Below are 20,389 nucleotides of genomic sequence, written 5' to 3'. Positions count from 1 at the left end.
TCATGTGATCCAGGCCACATTCGGCGAGCCGGTGTGTCATATGGTTCCGGACATTCTTCGGCAGGCCGTCCGCTCCGCTTCACGCGGCACTGTCGCCGCCGCCCTCCCCGGTCAGCCCGAAGCGCCGCGCGAGCAGTTCATAGGAACGCATGCGATCTCGGGGGGCGTGGATCGTGGAGAGCACCATGAACTCGTCGATCTCCAGCGCCTCGGTCATGGACGTGAGCTCCTTGTGCACATGGTCGGGGTCGCCGACCACGCACCTCGGCCATTCGGCCACCTCGTCCGCGAGCGGTTCCACCTCGCCGCGCAGCCCGTCGAGAGCGGCCTCCGGCGACGGCAGCGGCAGCAGCAGCCCGCGGCCCATGCGCAGCCGGAAGAGCCGCTGGCTGGCGAAGATCCGCCGGGCCTCCTCCTCCGTGGGCCCGCAGTACACCCCGATACCGATCTGCACGCGCGGCCGCGAGCCGTCGTGACTGTCGAAGGCGCCGCGGTAGGCCTCGACGACGGAGCGGGTGACCTGGGGCCGGCCGAAGTGGGCTATGGACACCGGCAGCCCGAGCCGGGCGGCCAGTTCGGCGCTCTGCGGGCTGGCCACCAGGAGCCACACCTCGGGCGCGCCCGCGGTGGGCATGAGCTGGATGCGGCCATAGGGGTGCCCGTCGGGGAAGCCGCCGTGCAGGAAGGCGAGGAGTTCGGCGAGCTTGCCGGGAAAGTCCCCGTCGTCCCCGCCCCCGGAGGTACCCGGGGCGAGCGCGTGCGCCTCGATGCTCCCGGCGCCGATACCGCGGCCGACACCGAGATCGATCCGGCCGGGCGAGAGCGCGCCGAGCACCCGGAACACCTCGGCGACCTTCAGCGGGCTGTAGTGCGGCAGCAGCACCCCACCGGAGCCGACCCGGATGCGACGGGTCTCGGCGGCGACCCTGGCGGCCATGATCTCCGGCGCGGGGCCCGCGAAGGAGGGCGTGGCGTGATGCTCGGCGAACCAGTAGCGGTGGTAACCGAGCCGGTCCGCGAGACGTGCCAGGTTCAGGGAGTTGTGCAGGGCGGTGGCCGGGGTGCTTCCCTCCGGCACGACGGACTGGTCCAGGACGGACAGTTTCACGCTGGTCTCCTTCACGGACAGGGCCGAAAGGAGGGGGTGACGCGCTTAAGGGGTGGCGGCTCCGGCCGCGCTGTGCCGGAAGCGGGAGACGAGCGATGCCCAACGGTCGTCGAACGAGGCGACATCGAGCAGTCCGGTCAGCTCCTCACGGCAGCGGGCCTCGGCCCGCTCACCGCGCTCGGCGCCCGCGGGCGTCAGCATGCAGTAGACGCCGCGGCGGTCGTGCTCGCAGGAGACGCGGGTCGTGAGGCCCTTGTTCTCCAGGCGGGTGACGAGCCGGCTCATGGACGACTGGTCGAGCCCGACCGCGGTGGACAGCTCCTGCACCCGGGTGCCGCGTTCGTGACCGTGCCGCAGCTCGATCAGCACCATCAGCTCGGGCAGGGAGATCTGATGCTCGCTCGCGAGCGTCTTCTCCAGCGACTGGTTGAGCTGACCGACCATCAGCGTCATCCGACGCCACAGGTCGAACTCACCGGGACGCCCTCCACGGTCATCGGCCGCCATGTCCGCCTCCCCTTCGCTCACTCCCCCTCCACTATAACCAACTCCATGCATAAACCATGTCTATGCATGCATTTTTCAAGCGCTTTCCCTCACAGCCTGCCCCATTGGACCGGCCATCAGCAAGGCAGACAGAGATCTGTCCGAAAATTAGATGCAGGCGCCTGCATTTACTCGTAGGGTGAGGGACGCACAGAGCGCGGCGTCGTTCCGCGCCCGTCCCCGACTGCATCGACCCCAGGCGGTACGCATGACACGCGGAACTCCCGAATCGTCCACGGCACCCGATACGACACCCGACCCCTCGCAGACCGCTCCAGCGGCGGCGGAGAGCGCCGCCGAGGTGAACGACAAACTCGACCCGGCCTTCATGCGCATGGCCGGTGTCCTGCTGCTCGCGCTGCTGATGGCACTGCTCGACGAGACGATCGTCAACGTCGGCGTGAAGACGCTCAGCGGCGAGTTCGGCTCGCCGCTCGCGACCGTCCAGTGGGTGACCGCCGGCTATCTGCTCGCCGTCGCCGTCGCCACACCGTTCGCGGGCTGGGCCGTCGACCGCTTCGGCGGCCGCACGATGTGGCTCGCCGCCGTCTCCCTGTTCGTACTCGGCTCGGTACTGTCGGGCTTCGCCTGGTCCATCGAGTCGCTGATCGCGTTCCGGGTGCTCCAGGGCCTCGGTGGCGGCATGATCGTCCCCGTCGTGCAGAGCGTCCTCGCCACGACCGCGGGCCCCGCGCGCGTCGCCAAGGCCATGGCACTGATCTCGCTGCCCCTCACCCTCGGCCCGATCCTCGGCCCCGTCCTCGGCGGTGTCCTCGTGGACGCCGTGAGCTGGCGCTGGATGTTCCTGATCAACCTGCCCATCGGTCTGGTCGCCCTGCTGCTCGCACTGCGCACCCTGCCCGCCGACCAGCACGCCGGCCGCCCCGAGGAGCGTCTGGACGTCCTCGGCCTGGCGCTGCTCTCCCCCGGGTTCGCGGCCCTGGTCTACGGCTTCACGACGGCCGCGCACTCCGGTGACGCGTCGTCACCGAAGGTGCTCGTCGCCTTCGGCGCCGGTGTGCTCCTGCTCGTCGGATACGCGGTGCACGCCCTGCGCACCTCGGTCACACCGCTCATCGACCTGCGCATGTTCGGCAAGCGCGGCTTCACCATGGCCGTCGTCACGATGTTCTTCGTGGGCGCCGTCGCCAACGCCCTGCTGCTCCTGACCCCGCTGTACTACCAGCAGTCCCGCGGGTTCGGCGCCCTGCACGCCGGTCTGCTGCTGATCCCCTCCGGCATCCTCGGCGCCGCCGGCGCGATCACCTCCGGCAAGACGGCGAGCAAGGTCACCGCGCGGCTCACCTCCACGGTCGGCATGCTCGTCACCGCACTCGGCGCGCTCGCCTTCTCCCAGATCGGCTCGGGCACGAACACCGCGTTGCTCTCCGTCGCCTTCGGCCTCACCGGCTACGGCATCGGGCTGACCGCGCCCGGCACCATGGCCTTCATGTACAGGGCGGTCGGCGAGGCCGCCGCGGCGCGGGCCACCAGCGCGCTGTTCATCTTCAACCAGATCGGCGGCGCGCTCGGCATCGCGGTCATCGCGATCACCCTGCAGGAGCGGCTCGGCACATCCGGCGAGCACCCCGCGGGGGCGTACGGCGGCTCGTACTGGGTGATCATCGCCTTCAGTCTGATCGCTGCCCTCGCGGCCCTCGCCCTCCCCGGCTCCTTCCGCGCGGAAGCACCCCCGGAGCAGCCCACGGGGGACAAGGGCGCCTTCCCGCAATCCACCCCGGCCTGACCGCCGCGCCCCCGGCACCGGCCCGCCCCTCATCGCCCCGGGGGGCGGGCCGACGTCTTTCCGTCCGCCGGGCCCACGGCGGCACCCGGCATCCGCTCGGTCCGCCCCATGGCCGCTGGACCAGGAATCCAGCGCTCCCTCCTATACCTGGGAGAACCCACCGCACCCGTCTGCCCGCGAGGAAAACGTTGAAGGCTCTGGTCACCACCGCCGTGGATCCGCTCACCGTCGAGCTGCGGTCCGTACTCGACCCCCGCCCCCGTCCGGACGAGGCACTGGTCGAGGTCCATGCGACGGCCCTGAACAGGGCCGATCTCCTCCTCGCGGTTCGCCGTCCGATCGGTTCCTCCCTGGGGCTGGACGTCGTCGGCACGGTCCTGCGCCCCGCGTCCGACGGCAGCGGCCCACCCGCGGGCGCCCGTGTGACGGGCCTGGCGGAGAACAGCGCCTGGGCGGAGCTGGCCGCGGTGCGCACCGACCGCCTGGCGGTCATCCCGGACGGCGTCACCGACACCGACGCGGCCACCCTCCCCGTCGCCGGCCTCACCGCCCTCTACGCACTGAGGAAGGCCGGCTGGCTCCTGGGCAGGCGCACCCTCGTCACCGGGGCCAGCGGCGGCGTCGGCCGTGTGGCCGTACAACTGGCCCGCGCGGGCGGCAGCGAGGTGATCGCCTGGGTCGGTTCCCCGGCCCGCGGCAAGGGGCTCGCCGACTTCGGCGCCGACGTCGTCGCCGGCTACGACGAGCCTCCCACCACCCCCGTCGACATCCTCGTCGACAGTGTCGGCGGCGAGGTGTTCAGCACCGGCTACCGGCTCCTGCGCCGCGGCGGCGTGGCGACCGTCTTCGGCAACACGGTCCGCGCCGAGCTGCGCCTGCCCGCCGACTGGGGCCACGCACGCCCGGGCGTGCGCATCGAGTACCTGTTCCTGCTCGATGAGGTCACCCGGCGCGACGTACCGGCGGACCTGTCTCTCCTGCTCGCGCTGGTCGCCGCCGGAAGGCTGGTGGCGGAGCCCGGCCTGCTGATGCCCTGGACCAGCCCGCAGCGCGCGATCGACGCCCTGTACTCCCGCGAGATCAACGGCAAGGTCGTCCTGTCCATGTGACCCCGGGCGCCCGTAGTGCGCCGTACCCGCGAAGCCCACTTCCCTCACCGCACCGCGAGGTTCCCATGCGACTGATCAGCTATGACGAGCACGGCTCCCCCGACGTCCTGCGCGTCGAGGACGTCCCCGTGCCCACCCCCGGCCCCGGTCAGCTGTTGCTGCGCACCGAGGCCGTCGGTGTCAATTTCATCGAGACACAACTGCGCGGCGGCACCGCCCCGTTCCCCTCCCCGCTGCCCGGCCGCCCCGGTGGCGACGTGGTGGGCCGGGTCGAGGCGCTCGGTCCGGACACCGAGGGCCCCGCGCCCGGCACCCGGGTCGTGGCGTACGGCGTGCCCGCCGCGTACGCGGACGAGGTCGTCGTCGACGCCGAGCGCCTCGTCGTCGTCCCCGCGGACCTCGACGCGGCCACCGCGACCGCGCTCGGTTCCACCGCGCAGACCGCCTGGAGCGTCCTCGACGCGGCCCGGGTCGTGAAGGGCGACACGGTGCTCGTGCACGCCGCGGCCGGCGCGATCGGCCATCTCGTCACCCAGCTCGCGAAGGCGCGAGGCGCGGGCCGGGTGATCGGCACGGTCGGCTCGCCCGCCAAGGCGGACTTCGTCCGCGCGCACGGCGCCGACGACGTCGTCGACTACCGGCAGCCCGACTGGGCGGACAAGGTCCGCCGACTCACCGGCGGGCAGGGCGTCGACGTGGTCCTCGACAGCGTCGAGGGCGCGGTGTTCAAGGACGGGCTGAAGCTGCTCAGGCCGTACGGGAGACTCGTCTACTACGGCTTCGCGGGCGCCGACGGCGAGGTCGCGAAAGTGGCGATGACCGAACTCCTCGGTCTCACGTACGTGGTGGGCACCTCGCTCGACGCCTGGGCGAAGGCGGACCCGGTCCGGGTGACGGAGGCACGCGCGGAGCTCGTCCGGCTGGTCACGTCGGGCGGACTGCGGGTCGCCGTGCACACCACGCTGCCGCTGACCGAGGCGGCCGAGGCCCACCGGGTCATCGAGAGCCGTACCCAGCTGGGCCGTGTCGTCCTCGTCCCCTGATCCGCGGGAGCCCGTCACCATGACCCAGAGAGCGCGACGGCCGGATCCGGCCGCCCCACCAACACCCGTACCCGCGCCCGCGCCCGCGCCCGCGCCCGCGCCCGACGAAACCGTGCCCGTCCTCGTCGCCGGAGCCGGCCCCGGCGGCCTCAGCACGGCCGTCTTCCTCGGCCTGCACGGCGTACCCGCGCTGGTGGTCGAGCGCCACCCGGGCACCTCGACCGCGGTGAAGGCCACCGGCCAGTACCCGCACACGATGGAGGCGCTGGCCATCGCCGGCGCCGCCGGGACCGTGCGGGAGCGCGGTCGCGCGTACCGCAGCGACTTCCACATGGTCGTCGCGAAGACCCTCGCGGGTCCGGTGCTGCGCACGCTGATGAGCGGCGACCAGCTGAGCATGCGCCATGTGTCCCCGGAGGACTGGGGCACCGCGAGCCAGTCCGCCGTGGAGAGCGTGCTCGCCGACCGGGCGGCGGAACTCGGCTCGCGGCTGCGCTTCTCGACCCGGCTGACATCGCTCACCCAGGACGCCGACGGGGTCACCGCGGTCACCCAGCACACCGGGACCGGCGAGCGACGGGTGATCCGGGCGCGGTACCTGGTGGTGGCGGACGGCTGGCGCAGCGGCATCCGCCAGTCCCTCGGCATCGAGATGCGCGGTCGGGGCACGGTCGGGAAGGTGCTGCGCGTCCTGTTCGAGGCCGATCTGAGCGAGCCCCTGTCGCACACGGACGGCGCGGCGGACGGCCGCCGGTTCACCGCGCTGCATGTGGGCCGCGCGGTCCTGTTCAACACCGAGATCCCAGGGCTGTACGGGTACTTCCGCAACCTCACGCCCGAACTGCCGGACGGCTGGTGGACGAACGAGGACACCGTCGCCGCGCAGATCCGCTCCGACCTCGGCATCCCGGACATCCCGCTGAAGATCGAGGAGATCAGCGAGACGGAGATCTCCTGCGGGGTCGCCGAACGCTTCCGCGAGGGCCGTGCACTGCTCGTGGGCGACGCCGCGCACGTGATGCCGCCGACCGGCGGTATGGGCGGCAACACCGCCTATCTGGACGGGCTGTACCTGGGCTGGAAGCTCGCGGCCGTGCTGCGGGGGACGGCGGGCGAGACTCTGCTCGACAGTCACGACGCCGAACGCCGTCCGTACGCCGAGGAGTTGGTGGAGCAGCAGTTCGCGAACCTGGTGGACCGCATCTCGCCCGAGCTCGCGGACGAGTCGCTGGCCGTGGCGTTGCCGCCACCGGTCGTCGCGTTCGGCTACCGCTTTCCCAAGGGGGCCGTACTCCTCGAACCTGACGACGACGGCGAACTGTTCGAGGACCCGTCCCGGCCCACCGGCCGGCCCGGCTCCCACGCCCCGTACGTCCCTCTCACCCGGAGGGACGGCTCCGCCACCTCGACGACCGCCCTCTTCGGTCACGCGTTCGTGCTGCTCACCGGACCGGACGGCGCCGCGTGGGCCGAGGGCGCACTCGCCTCGGCGGACGCGCTCGGCGTCGCCGTCCAGGTGCACCGGGTCGGTCCCGGCTCCGAACTGCTCGATGCGGAAGGAGCGTTCTCCACCGCGTACGGCATCGGTGCCGACGGGGCCGCGCTGGTGCGGCCCGACCGGTTCGTGGCGTGGCGGTGCACCGGGACGCATCCGGACCCGGCCGCCGAGATCGAACGCGCCCTGCGGCACGTGCTGCACCGGCCCGCGCACTGAACAGCCCGCAGGGCATCCCGCACCTCCCCGAACGTCATGGCGAAAGGATCCGCAATGGCAGTGGCACAAGCAGCCTCTCAGCAGGAGAACGCGAAGGCCGGACAGCGGCGGGTGGCCCTGGTCACCGGGAGCACGAGCGGCATCGGCCTCGCCGTCGCCGAACTGCTCGCCGAGCGGGGGCATGCGGTGTTCCTGTGCGGCCGGGACGGTGAGACGGTCGCCACCGTCGTGGACAAGCTGCGCGGCCGCGGCTTCGAGGCGGACGGAGTCGCCGCCGACGTCACGTCGAAGCCGGACGTCCAGCGCCTGGTCCGCTCCGCGGTGGACCGCTTCGGACCCCTCCACGTCCTTGTCAACAACGCGGGGCGCGGCGGGGGCGGGGTGACCGCCGAACTCCCCGACGAGCTGTGGGAGGCGGTCATCGAGACCAATCTCAACAGCGTCTTCCGCATCACCCGCGAGGTGCTGTCGCAGGGTGGCATGCTGGCACGCGGCCACGGCCGCATCATCAACATCGCCTCCACCGGCGGCAAGCAGGGCGTCGAACTGGCCGCCCCGTACTCCGCGTCGAAGCACGGCGTCATCGGCTTCACGAAGGCACTCGGCAAGGAACTCGCCCAGTCCGGCATCACCGTGAACGCCGTGTGCCCCGGCTATGTGGAGACGCCGATGGCGGCCCGGGTACGTCAGGGCTACGCGGCGCACTGGGGCACCACGGAGGACGAGGTGCTGACGAAGTTCCAGGCGAAGATCCCTCTCGGCCGTTACTCGACCCCGGAGGAGGTCGCGGGCCTCGTCGGCTACCTCGCCGACGACCTCGCCGCCTCCATCACGGCTCAGGCCATGAACGTGTGCGGTGGTCTGGGCAACTACTGACGGTGGCCGGCCGGGCCGGGGGCGGGACCTCGGTCCCGCCCCCGGCCCATGAGCCCCCAGTCCAGGAGCGCCCGCCCCCCGACATCCTGGGCGCGGTCTCCGGATGCCGGTGCGCGCCCCCGGCAGAGACGAGAATCCATGATCAGGTACTACACGGCGGACCGGCTGATCACCGGTGATCGCGGCAGATGCATCCGGTACGGCGGAGTGCTCGTGGACGGGGAGCTGATCCGCTGGGTGGGACCCTCCCACGAGGTGCCGTGGCGGCTGCGTCGGCGGAGTGAGCATGTGGATCTCGGTCCGCTCACGCTGCTGCCCGGGCTCATCGACAGCCATGTCCATCTGGCACTGGACGGCGCGCCCGGCGCCATGGACCGGATGCGGTCGGCCTCACCCGCGGAGCTGTACGCGCTGATGCTGCGCAACGCGGGCGCGTTGCTGTCCGCGGGCGTGACCACCGCCCGGGACCTCGGCGCACCCGGGAGTCTCGGTGTACGCGTCCGCGACGCCGTCCGCTCGGGCCTCGCTCCCGGGCCGGCACTGGTCGTGTCGGGAGCGCCGCTGACCGTACCGGACGGACACTGCTGGTTCATGGGCGGTGCCCACGTCGGTGAACAGGCGCTGCGGCAGGCGGTACGGGAACAGACCGGAGCCGGTGTCGACCTCATCAAGGTCATGGCCACCGGCGGAGCACTCACGCGGGGTTCGGCCTTGTCCGAGGGGCAGTTCACGGACCGGGAGCTCGCGGCCGTCGTCGACGAGGCGGCGCGGGCGGGTGTCCCCGTCGCCGCGCACGCGCACGGCACGGCGGGAATAGCGGCGTCCTTGAGGGCCGGGGTGCACACCATCGAACACTGCAGCTTCCTCGACCCGTCCGGCGCGATCGCCCCGGATCCCGCCCTCGTACGCCGGCTCGCCGCCAGCGGTGTTCACGTGTGTCCCACCATCAGCGAGCGCTTCACCGAACGCTGGGACCGGCTCGCCCCCGGCCCGCTGCCCGCCCTGCCGACGCTGTACCGGCAGGGCGTCCCCATCGTCGCGGGCACCGACGCGGGCACCGACGGCGCACCGCACCACGCCTACGTCCAGGGCCTGATAGGGATGGCCCGGCTCGGTCTGCCGCCCGCGGAGATACTGGAGGCCGCCACGTCCCGTGCGGCCCGCGCCCTGCGGGTCGAGACCCTGACCGGCAGGATCGCACTCGGCCTGCGGGCCGACCTCATCGCGGTCGAGGGCGACCCGCTGCACGACGTGTCGGCCCTACGGGACCTTCGCCTCGTCGTCGCCAGGGGGCAGGCCATCCGCTCACCGTCCCGGCCACCCTGCCCCGACGAGTCGGTGCAGTGAGCGAGGGCGGCCCTCGAACATCGTGAGAGGCCCGAGCCGTGCCGTGCCGTACCCGAGCCTGGAGCCGCTCTCCGGCGCCTCTCCACCGCCACCGGCGACGCTTCCCCCATGCATGGTGAACCCGAACGACTCACGCCCCGGACATCACCGGCCCCTTCCCGGGAGCACCTCGCCCTCCGGCTGGCCTGCGCCCTGTTCGCCCAGGACGCCGCGTCGGCCGCCGCCCGCCTCATGGGGCTGCCCCCGGATCCCGGGCCGTCCCCGTCCCCGCCCCATGACTCCTCGCCGTACGCCCGTGCGCTCGGCATCGGAGCGCGACGAGTCGCCTCCCGCGGTTGACCCGCGCTCCGGGACGGGAGTCCTGAGGAGCGTCAAACGGGCGTCACCACCTGCCGAAGCGGCAGCCGACCGAACTGGAGCTCGTCAGCGAGGACCCCGGCCGTAGCGGCGTGCCTCGGGGCCGTAAGGGGCTCCGTTGAGCGCGGCCGGCCGCGAACGTGACGTCATACGTGAGCATTCCGTCCGCCGGGTGCCCGTGGTCGACGAAGGCCGGCACCCCGTGGGCATCGTCTCCATCGGTGACCTGGCCATGGAGCGTGACTCGGAGTCCGCTCTCGGCGACATCAGCGTCGCGCGGCCCAACCGGTGACGCTCAGGGCCCGCAAGCTCCGACGAGCCGGGACGGATCTCCCGGTCGGGGACGGCGCCGGGCGCCGTCGGGCAGGTGGCTGCCGGCTGGCGGGCCCAAGCGCAGCATGCCCCCGTCGACCGCTCAGGAGGCGCCCGTGACTCAAGGAGGCGTCGGCCCCCGCGAGGAACGCGATGACAGCCGCGACCTGGCGGGCGTCCCCGGGCCGTCCCACTGGTGTGCCGGCACGCCGCTCGGTGTCGGCGTCGCCGTCCCCCTGGCCCGTCATCGGCGGGGTGATCTCCCCGGGGGCGACGGCGCTGACGGTGATCCCGTGTTCGGCCGGTCGAGCCCCATGACTGGGTGACCAGCCCGAGGCCGCCCCTGGCCGCGCAGTACGGCGCCGCGCCCACGCGCGGCTGGTGTTCGTGGACGCTCGTGAACGATCCGGCCACCGTCACCCTGAGCGATCATGCGGCGGGCGGCACGCCGGGACCTGGTCTGTAGGGTGGATCGGGAGAGGCCCTGCCGCGTCGGCTGATGTGCCGGCGATGAGATGGTGGCCGCCCGCGCTGGAGATGTTCCTTCGGAGACTGGGCTCCGTCGCCCCGGTGATCATGGCACCTAACACGGGGCCGACGGCCTCACGAAGGATTACCGGTGAGTTCCGACGACACGCACGACAGTGCTTCCGTCATGCAGTGGCTGCTGGAGACCGAGTCACTGGAGGGCTTCCTGCAGTCTCTGGCCGACGCGGCTCTGGAACTGACCCGCGCCGAGGGCGCCGGGGTCACGATCGAACGCGATCACCGGCCTCTGACCGTGGCCAGCGCGGGTCCGCCGGCGCTGAAGCTGGACGAGAAACAGTACGGCCAGGACGACGGCCCGTGCCTTCGGTCCGCCCGCACCGGCGAAGAGGTCGTCGTCGAGGACATGCTCAGGGAGACCCGCTGGGGCAATTACCCGGCCTACGCCGCGGCCTGCGGGATCCGCTCCTCGTTCTCCCTGCCGATCTCCGCCCGCACCCACACCACCGGCGCCCTGAACCTCTACGCGGGCCCGCCCCACGCCTTCAAGGACGCCGATCTCAGCGCGCTGCGCTCACTGGCCGCGCAGGCCACCGGCGCCATCGCTCTGGCCCAGCGCATCGCCGACGCGCAGGAGTTCGCCGAGCAGATGCAGACGGCGATGCACTCCCGTGGCGTCATTGACCAGGCCCTCGGGGTGATCATGGGCCAACGCCGCTGCACCGCCGACGACGCCTTCGACATCCTGCGCTCCGCTTCCCAGCACCGCAACATCAAACTCCGCGACCTGTGCGCCGAACTGATCACCAACCTCACCGGGCAACCCCCCGCCGGCCCTGACCTGCGCCCCCGGCCATGAAGCGATGGAGCGCCGATCTCCCCGTGTGACACTGCTCGCCGCCCCCTTGGGGGACAGCAGCGGCTCATGTTCGTTTTCGCGCATGACTGGCCCACACCGCCACCCTTGTCCTGCACCTGCCTCTCAGCAGCAGCGAGCACGATGGCACAACCCTCCCGAGTCAGGGGACTTGGCGATGGTGTCACCGAGGGCGCCTGGCAGATCGGCCTCGACACGACGCGCGTGCCTCTCCTGGTCGCTGAGATCGCCCGTTTCTCATCCCCGTGCAGACAGCCCCGTGGGCCCTCGAAGGGCGGTGCACAGTTCAGAGGCGGATGATGACGAGGGGATGTCATCGGGGCCTCCGTCGGCGACGCCGAGAGACGGCGCGGCAGCGCGTCGGCCGGCTGCTCGGGGGCGAGGGTGGGTCCTGGGCCAGGGCCGTAATCATGCGTGCGAGGCCGATGTCGAGGTCCTCGCCTCGGTGCTCGACCAGACCGTCGGTGTACAGCACAGGGGGGTGTCAGGAAGCCGGGTGCAGTGGGTATCCGTGCGAGTGGAGCGGAAACGGCTGTGCGAGTGGAACGGAAACGGCTGTCACAACAATGGGAGGTGGCGGGCGGTGGACCGGCCCGATCGCGATCGACATGTACTCGACATGATCGACTGGCTCTTGGAGACCACTTCCCTTCGGGAGTTCCTGCAGCACTTGGTGGACGACGCCGTCAGCGCCTCGGCCGCGGACGGCTGCGGCGTGACCGTGCAACGGCGGCACCGGCCGCTGACCGTGGTCAGCACCGGTGGGGTGGCGGAAAAGCTGGACGAGAAACAGTACGGACTGGACGACGGCCCGTGCCTTCACTGTCTGCGCAGCGGGGGCAGCGTGTATGTGCCGGACATGCTGGGTGAGGCCCGGTGGGAGTCCTTCCCAGGGTTCGCGGCCGACATGGGTATCCGCTCCTCGCTGTCCCTGCCGATACCCGCCCGCACCCATACCGCAGGGGCCCTCAATTTCTATGCCGCCGGCCAGGACGCGTTCACGGAGGACGACCGAGGCAGGCTCGCGCTGCTCGCCGCGCAGGCAGGTGGCGGGCTCGCGCTGGCGCAGCGGCTGGCCGACGCGGAGGACTTCAGCCGCGACCTGCAGACGGCGCTCGCCTCGCGCAGCGTCATCGACCAGGCCATCGGCAGCGTGATGCAACGGCGGCACTGCACCGCGGAAGAGGCTTTCGACCTGCTCCGCCGGCTCTCCCAGGAAACCAATCTCAAGCTCCGGGACGTCTGCACGCGTCTGGTCACCGGTCTTGCCGGCGGGCCTCCCGCTCCCCGGCCGCCGCTGCGACCCCGGCCGTGACGTTCGCAGCCGGAAAGTCCCTGCTGTCCGCCCTGTACGGGCGGTGATTGTGGTGAGACCGTGGAAGTACGTGAGACGCAACCGTGACGGCACGCCGACACAGCTTCTGCCTCGCGAGGGGTCGCTTAGGAAGCCAGGCGATGGCCGTCCGCGCTCGCGAGAGCATGGCTGCAGTGCATCCGCCCGCCCGGGGCCCCCGGCCGGACGGGTGCATCCCCGGCCTGTACGTCCCTCAGTGCCAGGGCGATCGTCTCCCCCGGCGGTACGGGCGTCGAGCACCTGGCTGACTTGCGGACCCTCACGCCCCGTTCCCTTCCTGGTCGCCGGTCCGGCGTCCGCGCTCTATGGCCGGTCGATCGGACATCCACGGCTCTGTGCCCACCCAGCTCGTGGCAGCGTCGACGGCTCCGCTGTCCGAGGCCGAGCGGTCGCGTACCACGTCCTCGAAGGGCTGGCGGAGTAGGGCGGCACCGGTGTCAGTAAGGTGAGGTGAGGAAGCGAGGGAGGAGCAGTGAGAGCGCCGCGCACTCTGACAACCCTGGACGAGGTCGACACCGGTGACCACGTCTGCCAGGTGCTGGACCGCATGGACGACGTCATCGACCGCAGCCGGGCCTTCGTCGCCGACGGCGCGTTGCACGGTGACAAGGTGGTGATCGTCGGGGCCGCTTTCCAGGCGGGGACCGAGTTCGCTCAGCTCGTACTCGACCCTGGCCGACTGGACGGCTCTCTTCTCGCCGCGGTGCGTCGCGAGGCGGCCTATGCCGACCGTGAGGGATTCCGCTCGCTTCGGGTGCTGCACCATGTCCGGCCCAGCTGCCATGCGGAGCAGGCGAGGGAACTGTTGCGCAGCGAACTCGATCTCGAGGAGTTCGCGGCCGATACCGGCGCCCTGGTGGTCTGTGCCTACAGCGGTGTCGGCTGGGACCTGTCCACGCTGCGGCAGCTCGGTTGCGTGCATCCGCATCATCTGGGCAGCCGTGCAGCCTCACCCGCGTTCCAGGTGTACCGGGCGGGACGGAAGGGATGGGCGGTGGACGGGATCGTCGACAGCGACGGCGCGGCGCTTTTCGGCACCATCCTGTGCTCGCTCGTCGCCCAGACGGCGACGGTGCGCCTGCTGTGCCATGCCCTGGAGTTCTTCGACGCCGCCGGGATGAGCGCCTTGGCCGATGCCGCCAGGTACCTTCCGGACCGTAAGGTGATCATGGAAGGTGCCAACGAGACCGTGCGGCTCGCCTGGGAGTTGTCTGGCTTCGCGATCCCCGACATTCCGGTGGTGATGGCACCATGACCGCCTCGCTTGAGCCTGCCCCCGCCACCCCGGGCACGGGGTACCGGCACGAGCTGTACCCGTACACCGGCGGGGACGAGTTCGTCCACGGCACACTGGGTTTCATCCGGGACGCGCTCGAGGGGGGCGAGGCCGTCGTGGTGGCTGTCCCGCAGGACAAGGCGTCCCTGCTGCGCGCCGAGATCCGCGAGAACGAGGCTGTGCGCTTCGTCGACACGAGCCGGGTGGCGCGTCGTCCGGGACGACTCATCGACGCCTGGCAGGAATGGATCAGGGAACACGTCGCGCAGGGGCGGCCGGTCCGCGGGATCGGCGAGTCGCCCTGGGACCAGGTCCGCAGCCCTGCGGAGGCCGAGGAACTGCGCTACCACGAGTGGCTGCTCAACCGAGCTTTCGCCCAGGGGCCGGCCTGGTGGCTGCTGTGTCCCTACGACATCGCTCACGACGAGGCCGGTCTGCAGAAGATGGCCCGGTGCCACCCCGAACTGCGCAGGGACGGCCGGACGATGCCCTGCGAGGACTACGACCCGCAGGTACCGTACGCGTTCGTCCCGCTCACCCACCCTTGCGATCCGTACGACGAATTCACCTACACCACCGGTGACCTGCCCGCCCTGCGGGAAAAGATCGCCGCGTGCGCCGAGGAGCACGGCTTGGCCGGCAGGCGCCTGCGCGAGCTGCATCTGGCCGCCACCGAGGTGGCCACCAACAGTATCCGGCACGGCGGCGGACAGGGGGTGCTGCGCACGTGGAGCGAGGGCGACCGCCTCGTATGCGAGTTCCGCGACGCCGGCTACATCGAGAACCCCCTGATCGGGCATACACGGCCGCACCCCGGGCAGGTCGGCGGACGCGGACTGTGGCTCGTCCACCAGCTCGCGGATCTTGTCGAGATCCGCTCCACACCGGACGAGGGAACAACGGTGCGCCTCCACACCGAACTGCCCGAGTGAGCCCACGCTGTCGACTCCCTCGGGAGGGCATCCAAGGCACGCGGGAGGCCGGCCGTGCCGGGCTGGACGCGAATCAACGGCCGGGAAGCGGCACATCCGTCTGCCCTGGACGCTCGTCAGCAGGGGCCCCGGTCTGCATGCGCCCCTCTCGGCCCTGACGCGGGGCGTCAGCCGCCGGCCGGGCGCAGTTCGAACATCCGCCGCCCCCCGAGCACGATCCCCTCGCGGAGTAGGTGGCGAAGTTGCGGGAAAACGTGCAATTACGCTTTGGCACAGCACGGCGGAAACAGCGAGGACAAGTCGGGAGTACCTATTCCATGGTCATCGTGCGAATGCAGGACGGGGACACAGCGGTGGCCCAGTTGCCGAAGCAGGTCGACTACGACAACGCCGCGCTCGTCGGCGCACTGTGCGAGGACCTGGTCGGTCAGGGATGTGCCACCCTGGTGCTGGACGCCTCCCAAGTGGATTATCTCGACTCCTCAGGCATCAGCATGATCATCAAGCTGTGGCGTGTACTCAGCGACCGGGCCGGCACTCTGCGCGTCGCCGCTCTCAACGCCCACTACCACCAGGTGTGGCGCCTTCTCGGCCTCGACTCGCTGTTCCCCCTCTCCCCCACGGTGCGCGCGGCCCTCCCCGCTCGTGTCGCGGGCGAGCGTGCCGGAACGTCCGAGTCGTCCGGCTGTGTCTGACGATCCTGGTGCCTGCACCGATCATCGCCGCCGCGTAAGGACCCGGCCCGACGGCCGGCGTTCTCCTCACGAGGCAGAGACCGCCGATCCATGGATAAGCCGTCCTCTCCCGCCCTTGTGCGGACGCTCTTACGGTCGAGGCTGCGGGCGCTCACCGGCCCGCCGTACCGAAGGAGCAAGACCTCCATGAAGATGACCGGCAACACGATCCTGATCACCGGCGGAACCTCGGGCATCGGCCTCGGCCTGGCCCTGCGGCTGCACGAGGCCGGCAACGAGGTGATCGTCGCCGGCCGGCGCAAGGAACTTCTCGACGACATCACGGCCGAGCACCCGGGCATCGGCGCGCTCGTCCTCGATGTCGCGGACCCCGACTCGATCGCCCGGGCCCGTGAGAGCGTGGCGGCGAGCCACCCGGGGCTGAACGTCCTGGTCAACAACGCGGGCATCATGATGCTGGAGAACCTCCTCGACCCGGCCGGACTCCGGGTCGCCGAGGATCACGTCACGGTCAACCTGCTCGGCACGATCCGGATGACGTACGCCTTCCTGCCCCTGCTGATGGGCAAGGACGACGCGGCCGTCATGAACGTCACCTCCGCGCTGGCGTTCGTACCGTTCAAGAGCACCCCGACCTACAGCGCGACCAAGGCCGCGCTGCACTCCTTCTCCGAGAGCCTGCGCATCCAGCTCGCCGGTGCTGACGCCGGCGTCCAGGTGATCGAGGTGGTCCCGCCGGGCGTGCGCACCACCCTGCTGGGCCAGCAGGACAGCGAGCAGTCCATGCCGTTGGACGACTTCCTCACCGAAGCCCTCGACCTGCTGCGCGAGCAGCCCGACGCGAAGGAGGTGGTCGTCGAGCGCGCCAGGTTCATCCGCGACGCGGTGGCGAACGGCTCCTACGACGACGTCCTCGCCATGATCAGCGGCGGCTGACCGACTCGTCATGCCAGGTCAGGACGCCTTCGGCTGCGCCCCGGTCGTCACGCTGGAGACGCCCGGCTCCGTCCTGAGTGGCGGGGGCGGGCGAGCGCCCGTTCGACACGGCGAACACCGTCGTCTCAGACGTGCCGGGCCGGGCGACGAGGCCCGGCGCCGGTCCACAGCGTCGGGCGTCCTCGGCGGAGGACCGGCGCCGCGGGCCGTCTTCCCTGCCGGCACCTTGCGGCGCACCGCCGACAGCCGGCGCATTCCCGGCGGGTCATGCGGGTCAGGTCACCGTCGGGACGCCTCGCCGCGAGCGCCCTCGGCGTCGGCCGTGCGAGCGGCTTCGTGCGCGGGTGGGAGAGAACTGCTCAGCCATGGATCGGCGGTCCCTGGATAGCCGGGCGGGATGCGGCGAAGATGGGGGCATGGACAAGAAGGAACTGGCGGCATTCCTGCGCCACCGCCGTGAGACGCTGCGGCCCCGCGACGTCGGGCTGGTCGAGGGGGCGCGCAGGCGTACGCAGGGGCTGCGCCGCGAGGAGGTCGCGCAGCTCGCCGGCATGTCCACCGACTACTACGCCCGCCTGGAACAGCAGCGGGCGCCGCAGCCCTCCGTCCAGATCACCACGGCGCTCGCCCGGGCGCTGCGGCTGACCCTGGACGAACGCGACCATCTCTTCGTCCTCATCGGACACCACGCCCCGGCCCGCTTCCACCGCTCCGAACACGTCAGCCCGACGCTGATGCGGGTCCTGGACCGCCTCGAAGACTCCCCGGCCCTGGTGACGACCGACCTGGTCGACACCCTCGCGATGAACCCCTTGGCCGTCGCCCTGCTCGGTGACCAGACCCGTCACACCGGTCTGGCCAGGAGCGGCTACTACCGCTGGTTCATGGACCCGGCCGAACGTCTGGTGTATCCCGAGGAGACCCACGAACGCCACGGCCGCGCCCAGGCAGCACGCCTGCGGGCCGCGCTGACGGCCGGCAGCGACACCCCCCGAGCCGCCCGGATCCTCGCCGAACTCCAGGCACGCAGCCCCGAGTTCGTCCGCATGTGGGAACTTCAGGAGGTCGCCCGCTACGGCGACTGCAAGACCATCCTCCATCCCGAACTCGGCCGCATCGACGTCGACGCCCAGCTCCTGTACACCGAGAACCGAGCCCAGACCCTGGTGGTACTGACCACCCGCCCCGGCACGGAGAGCCACAGCAAACTCGAACTGCTCTCCGTCGTCGGAAACCAACGGCGACCGCAGTCCCTGCCCCCCGGGCCGCCCAGGCTCCTCCCCGTCAGCTGACGGCGACGGGCCGCCGCCTGGACACGGCCGGTGGATCGAGGCCATGCCCTGCAGCCAGTTGAGGGCGTGTGCCGCAACCGGTGTACGTCGGAGTGACGCCGAACGGCAGCGGGGAGCGCCTGGGAGAAGCGGAGGGCGGGAGATCGATGTGGTCGACGCACGCTCCTGGCGACCCTCCTGGACCGACGACCCGGCCGGACTGTTGGATGTCGAACCGTTCCTCACCCGGGCCCCAGCCTTCACCGGCCTCCGCGGCTCGCCCCGGCACATGCCGTCCTGACGCTCCTGGACGCACCCCGGCCGATGACGATCCCCGCCGCCCCCGAGGCGTTCAGTCCGCACGGTCCGCGCACCTGGGCACGCATCCAGGTCACCGCGGCCGAAGCGGTGCTCACCACACCCACGGACACCGCAGGGTCAGCGAACAGGACCTGGAACTGCCGCGCTCCACGCAGCAGCCCGGAAGCTCCTCGGTGACGTGGGTGGCGGTCTCACCGCGCCCTCGGCGCGCCGGCCCCTGGGCAGGGAGGCATCACCCTGACTCCACCACCGGGCAGGCCGTGGCCGGCGCCCGGTCAACGCCCAGGGACCACCTGACGCCGCGTCTGAACCAGCGTCACATGAGCGTCAGGACGCTTGCCCTTACACCGCCACGGATCGAGGTGAATGCGTCCCAACATGTCGAGCGCACCCGGGCATGCCTGAGCAACCTGGGAAAACCGCAGGTCAGAGCCCCTTTGCAGCAGGCTCCAAAATCGCCACGCACTCCACATGGTCCGTCATCGGAAAGATGTTGGTCTGGGCGAGTCTCGGAAACTCCCAGGTCAGAGCCGGTTTCTCGGCTCACTGTCCCGCGTGCGGGCTCCCAGAGCGTCAAACGAGCGTCATGACCCACAGTCCATCCCTCCTCTTCGGGCGGAACAGGCTGCCACGACCAGCTCACCTGCAGAGCCCGCTCCCGCTCACTCCGGACGCAAGCTCGCACATCATGACCCTCACCGCTTCTCCGGCCGCCATATGGAGTCATGCCCTCCAGCTCACAGCACGCCGCACCCACGCCGAGCGACCCCTCGGGCGCGGTCGCCGAGGACCTCGCGCTGTACCGAGAGAAGTTCCGGCGGCGTCTGCCGGAGTCGCTGGACGTGTTGCACGGCCCGACCCAGGGGATCGTAGACCTGCCGCTACACATGGCTTGGTCGGGGATGACCTCGTACGACCTGGGCAAGCCTCGCCAGCGCATGGGCCTGTACCGCACTGTCCTGCACGAGGGCCTGCGCGACGATCTGCCCCACTACCTCAACGAGGACCTGCTCCTCCATCTGTGGCCGGTGCTGCGCACTCTCGTCGGCCGCACCGTGCGCGCCGTATGGGAAGACGCCTTCCCCCAGCTCGCCTCCCGCGCCCGGGCAACCGCGTGACGGACATGCCGGAGCTGCACAGGCGGCTCCTGGCGGATGTGATCGCGCTCGGCTCGCCGTATCCCCTGGTCCTCACCGGCGGATATGCCGTACGGGGCGCACCGCCTTGTGAACCGCCCCAGTCAGGACCTTGATGTCGCCACCGAGAACCCGGCGCCCATGGCCGATATCGCCGCCACGCTCCAGGTGGGCCTGGAAGCCCGCGGCTGGAAGGTGCACGCGCTGGAGACCGCTCCGCTGTCCGCCCGTTTCACCGTGACCGACCCGGCACCGGGCAGGAGTGCGAAGTCGACATCCTCAAGGAGATCTTCTGGCGACCGGTCGCTCAGAGTCCGTACGGGCCCGTCCTCGCGGAGGAGGACGTGATCGGGACCAAGGTCCGCGCCCTCGCCGACCGCGGAGCGCCCCGCGATCTGATCGACGTGTTCGCGGCCTCCCGCCGCTGCTCCAATTCAGAACTCGAGGAGTTCGGCCGCCGCCACGCCCGTGGCCGCTTCGAGCGCGAGGATCTGCAGGCGAACCTCACAGGCGCCGAGTGGACCGACGACGAAGCCTTCGTCGCCTATGGGCTCGATGACGCCACCATCACCGCTCTCCGCACCTGGGCCGTGCAGTGGGCCGACGATCTCGCCACCGTCTCCTCGAAGAGGCCGGAGAGCCGGACATCGACTGATCACGTCCGGATGAGATCACATCCGCAAGCGACCAGAGCAAGTGCCAAGAGACGAGCAAGTAGGAAAGCAGCCAGTCGCGGACTTGTCCCATCTCAAGCACATCGGGCCTGCCATGGGAAATCAGTCGGCGAGAAGGCTGCAGCCCCGGTAACTGTGAGGTGGGCGAAGACTCCGCGGAGTAGGGTCGACGGGCGGGGAGGACTCGGGCGTCTTGGAGGCCATCGTCAATCCATTGTTCCGGACCGGCGTCCTCTACTGGGCAGGATGTCCGCTTTTTCTGTGCTCGGCAC

Annotated in this window: 17 protein-coding genes and 3 pseudogenes; 17 read left to right on the top strand and 3 right to left on the bottom strand. The window is 71.0% G+C overall.

What is annotated here, in order from left to right; genetic code table 11:
* Window positions 1–79 precede the first annotated feature (79 nt).
* Together STRBO_RS0110220 and STRBO_RS0110215 are read right to left on the bottom strand one after the other, a co-directional pair.
* Complete coding sequence (locus STRBO_RS0110220; protein WP_020114153.1) at window positions 80–1,108, bottom strand: LLM class flavin-dependent oxidoreductase; 1,029 nt, start codon at window positions 1,106–1,108, stop codon at window positions 80–82.
* Window positions 1,109–1,153: 45 nt separating this feature from the next.
* The gene (locus STRBO_RS0110215) at window positions 1,154–1,615 is read right to left on the bottom strand and encodes a MarR family winged helix-turn-helix transcriptional regulator (protein WP_020114152.1); all 462 of its coding nucleotides are present in this window, start codon (window positions 1,613–1,615) and stop codon (window positions 1,154–1,156) included.
* Between the two features lie 247 nt (window positions 1,616–1,862).
* On the opposite strand from STRBO_RS0110215, the gene STRBO_RS0110210 reads away from it, so the two are divergent.
* From STRBO_RS0110210 to STRBO_RS0110180, 8 genes and pseudogenes are all read left to right on the top strand, one after another.
* The gene (locus STRBO_RS0110210; RefSeq protein WP_005481700.1) at window positions 1,863–3,401 is read left to right on the top strand and encodes a DHA2 family efflux MFS transporter permease subunit; all 1,539 of its coding nucleotides are present in this window, start codon (window positions 1,863–1,865) and stop codon (window positions 3,399–3,401) included.
* A gap of 188 nt (window positions 3,402–3,589) precedes the next feature.
* Window positions 3,590–4,510 carry a zinc-binding dehydrogenase gene (locus STRBO_RS0110205; protein ID WP_005481699.1) on the top strand — a complete coding sequence of 307 codons (921 nt, stop codon included), beginning with the start codon at window positions 3,590–3,592 and terminating at the stop codon, window positions 4,508–4,510.
* Window positions 4,511–4,575: 65 nt separating this feature from the next.
* A complete protein-coding gene (locus STRBO_RS0110200) occupies window positions 4,576–5,553 on the top strand; it encodes a quinone oxidoreductase family protein (RefSeq protein WP_005481698.1) in 978 nt (325 codons plus the stop codon).
* Window positions 5,554–5,572: 19 nt separating this feature from the next.
* Window positions 5,573–7,267, top strand: a complete 1,695-nt coding sequence (locus tag STRBO_RS0110195; RefSeq protein ID WP_005481697.1) for an FAD-dependent monooxygenase — start codon at window positions 5,573–5,575, stop codon at window positions 7,265–7,267.
* A 54-nt stretch (window positions 7,268–7,321) separates the two neighbouring features.
* Window positions 7,322–8,143, top strand: a complete 822-nt coding sequence (locus STRBO_RS0110190) for an SDR family NAD(P)-dependent oxidoreductase (RefSeq protein WP_005481696.1) — start codon at window positions 7,322–7,324, stop codon at window positions 8,141–8,143.
* Between the two features lie 138 nt (window positions 8,144–8,281).
* A complete protein-coding gene (locus STRBO_RS0110185; protein WP_005481695.1) occupies window positions 8,282–9,490 on the top strand; it encodes a metal-dependent hydrolase family protein in 1,209 nt (402 codons plus the stop codon).
* A gap of 108 nt (window positions 9,491–9,598) precedes the next feature.
* Window positions 9,599–9,829 carry a hypothetical protein gene (locus tag STRBO_RS43430; protein ID WP_005481694.1) on the top strand — a complete coding sequence of 77 codons (231 nt, stop codon included), beginning with the start codon at window positions 9,599–9,601 and terminating at the stop codon, window positions 9,827–9,829.
* A gap of 163 nt (window positions 9,830–9,992) precedes the next feature.
* Window positions 9,993–10,139, top strand: a pseudogene (locus STRBO_RS0110180) (CBS domain-containing protein); the annotation flags it as partial.
* A 3-nt stretch (window positions 10,140–10,142) separates the two neighbouring features.
* On the opposite strand, the pseudogene STRBO_RS41495 reads toward STRBO_RS0110180, so the two are convergent.
* Window positions 10,143–10,610 (bottom strand): annotated as a pseudogene (locus tag STRBO_RS41495) (SDR family oxidoreductase); the annotation flags it as partial.
* Between the two features lie 168 nt (window positions 10,611–10,778).
* Between STRBO_RS41495 and STRBO_RS0110175 the strand changes: the two are divergent.
* From STRBO_RS0110175 to STRBO_RS44495, 9 genes and pseudogenes are all read left to right on the top strand, one after another.
* The gene (locus tag STRBO_RS0110175; RefSeq protein ID WP_005481689.1) at window positions 10,779–11,504 is read left to right on the top strand and encodes a GAF and ANTAR domain-containing protein; all 726 of its coding nucleotides are present in this window, start codon (window positions 10,779–10,781) and stop codon (window positions 11,502–11,504) included.
* Between the two features lie 601 nt (window positions 11,505–12,105).
* Window positions 12,106–12,837, top strand: a complete 732-nt coding sequence (locus tag STRBO_RS0110170; protein ID WP_425336020.1) for a GAF and ANTAR domain-containing protein — start codon at window positions 12,106–12,108, stop codon at window positions 12,835–12,837.
* Window positions 12,838–13,348: 511 nt separating this feature from the next.
* Window positions 13,349–14,131, top strand: coding sequence for an MEDS domain-containing protein (locus STRBO_RS0110165; RefSeq protein WP_005481685.1), 783 nt, complete (start codon window positions 13,349–13,351; stop codon window positions 14,129–14,131).
* The gene (locus STRBO_RS0110160; protein WP_005481683.1) at window positions 14,128–15,084 is read left to right on the top strand and encodes a sensor histidine kinase; all 957 of its coding nucleotides are present in this window, start codon (window positions 14,128–14,130) and stop codon (window positions 15,082–15,084) included. The genes STRBO_RS0110165 and STRBO_RS0110160 overlap by 4 nt, the downstream gene beginning before the upstream one ends.
* Before the next feature lie 317 nt (window positions 15,085–15,401).
* Complete coding sequence (locus STRBO_RS0110155) at window positions 15,402–15,779, top strand: STAS domain-containing protein (RefSeq protein WP_005481681.1); 378 nt, start codon at window positions 15,402–15,404, stop codon at window positions 15,777–15,779.
* A gap of 186 nt (window positions 15,780–15,965) precedes the next feature.
* Entirely contained in the window at window positions 15,966–16,715 is a 750-nt protein-coding gene (locus STRBO_RS0110150; protein WP_020114146.1) for an SDR family oxidoreductase, read from the top strand.
* A 416-nt stretch (window positions 16,716–17,131) separates the two neighbouring features.
* A complete protein-coding gene (locus STRBO_RS0110140; protein WP_005481676.1) occupies window positions 17,132–18,007 on the top strand; it encodes a helix-turn-helix transcriptional regulator in 876 nt (291 codons plus the stop codon).
* Window positions 18,008–19,032: 1,025 nt separating this feature from the next.
* Window positions 19,033–19,425, top strand: a complete 393-nt coding sequence (locus tag STRBO_RS0110130; RefSeq protein ID WP_005481672.1) for a hypothetical protein — start codon at window positions 19,033–19,035, stop codon at window positions 19,423–19,425.
* Window positions 19,426–19,430: 5 nt separating this feature from the next.
* Window positions 19,431–20,098 (top strand): annotated as a pseudogene (locus STRBO_RS44495) (nucleotidyl transferase AbiEii/AbiGii toxin family protein).
* The last annotated feature ends 291 nt before the right edge of the window (window positions 20,099–20,389 follow it).

The organism is Streptomyces bottropensis ATCC 25435, assembly GCF_000383595.1.
GTDB lineage: Bacteria > Actinomycetota > Actinomycetes > Streptomycetales > Streptomycetaceae > Streptomyces > Streptomyces bottropensis.
The sequence above is the reverse complement of the archived record's forward strand: the minus strand, read 5'-3'. Positions and strand labels throughout refer to the sequence as shown.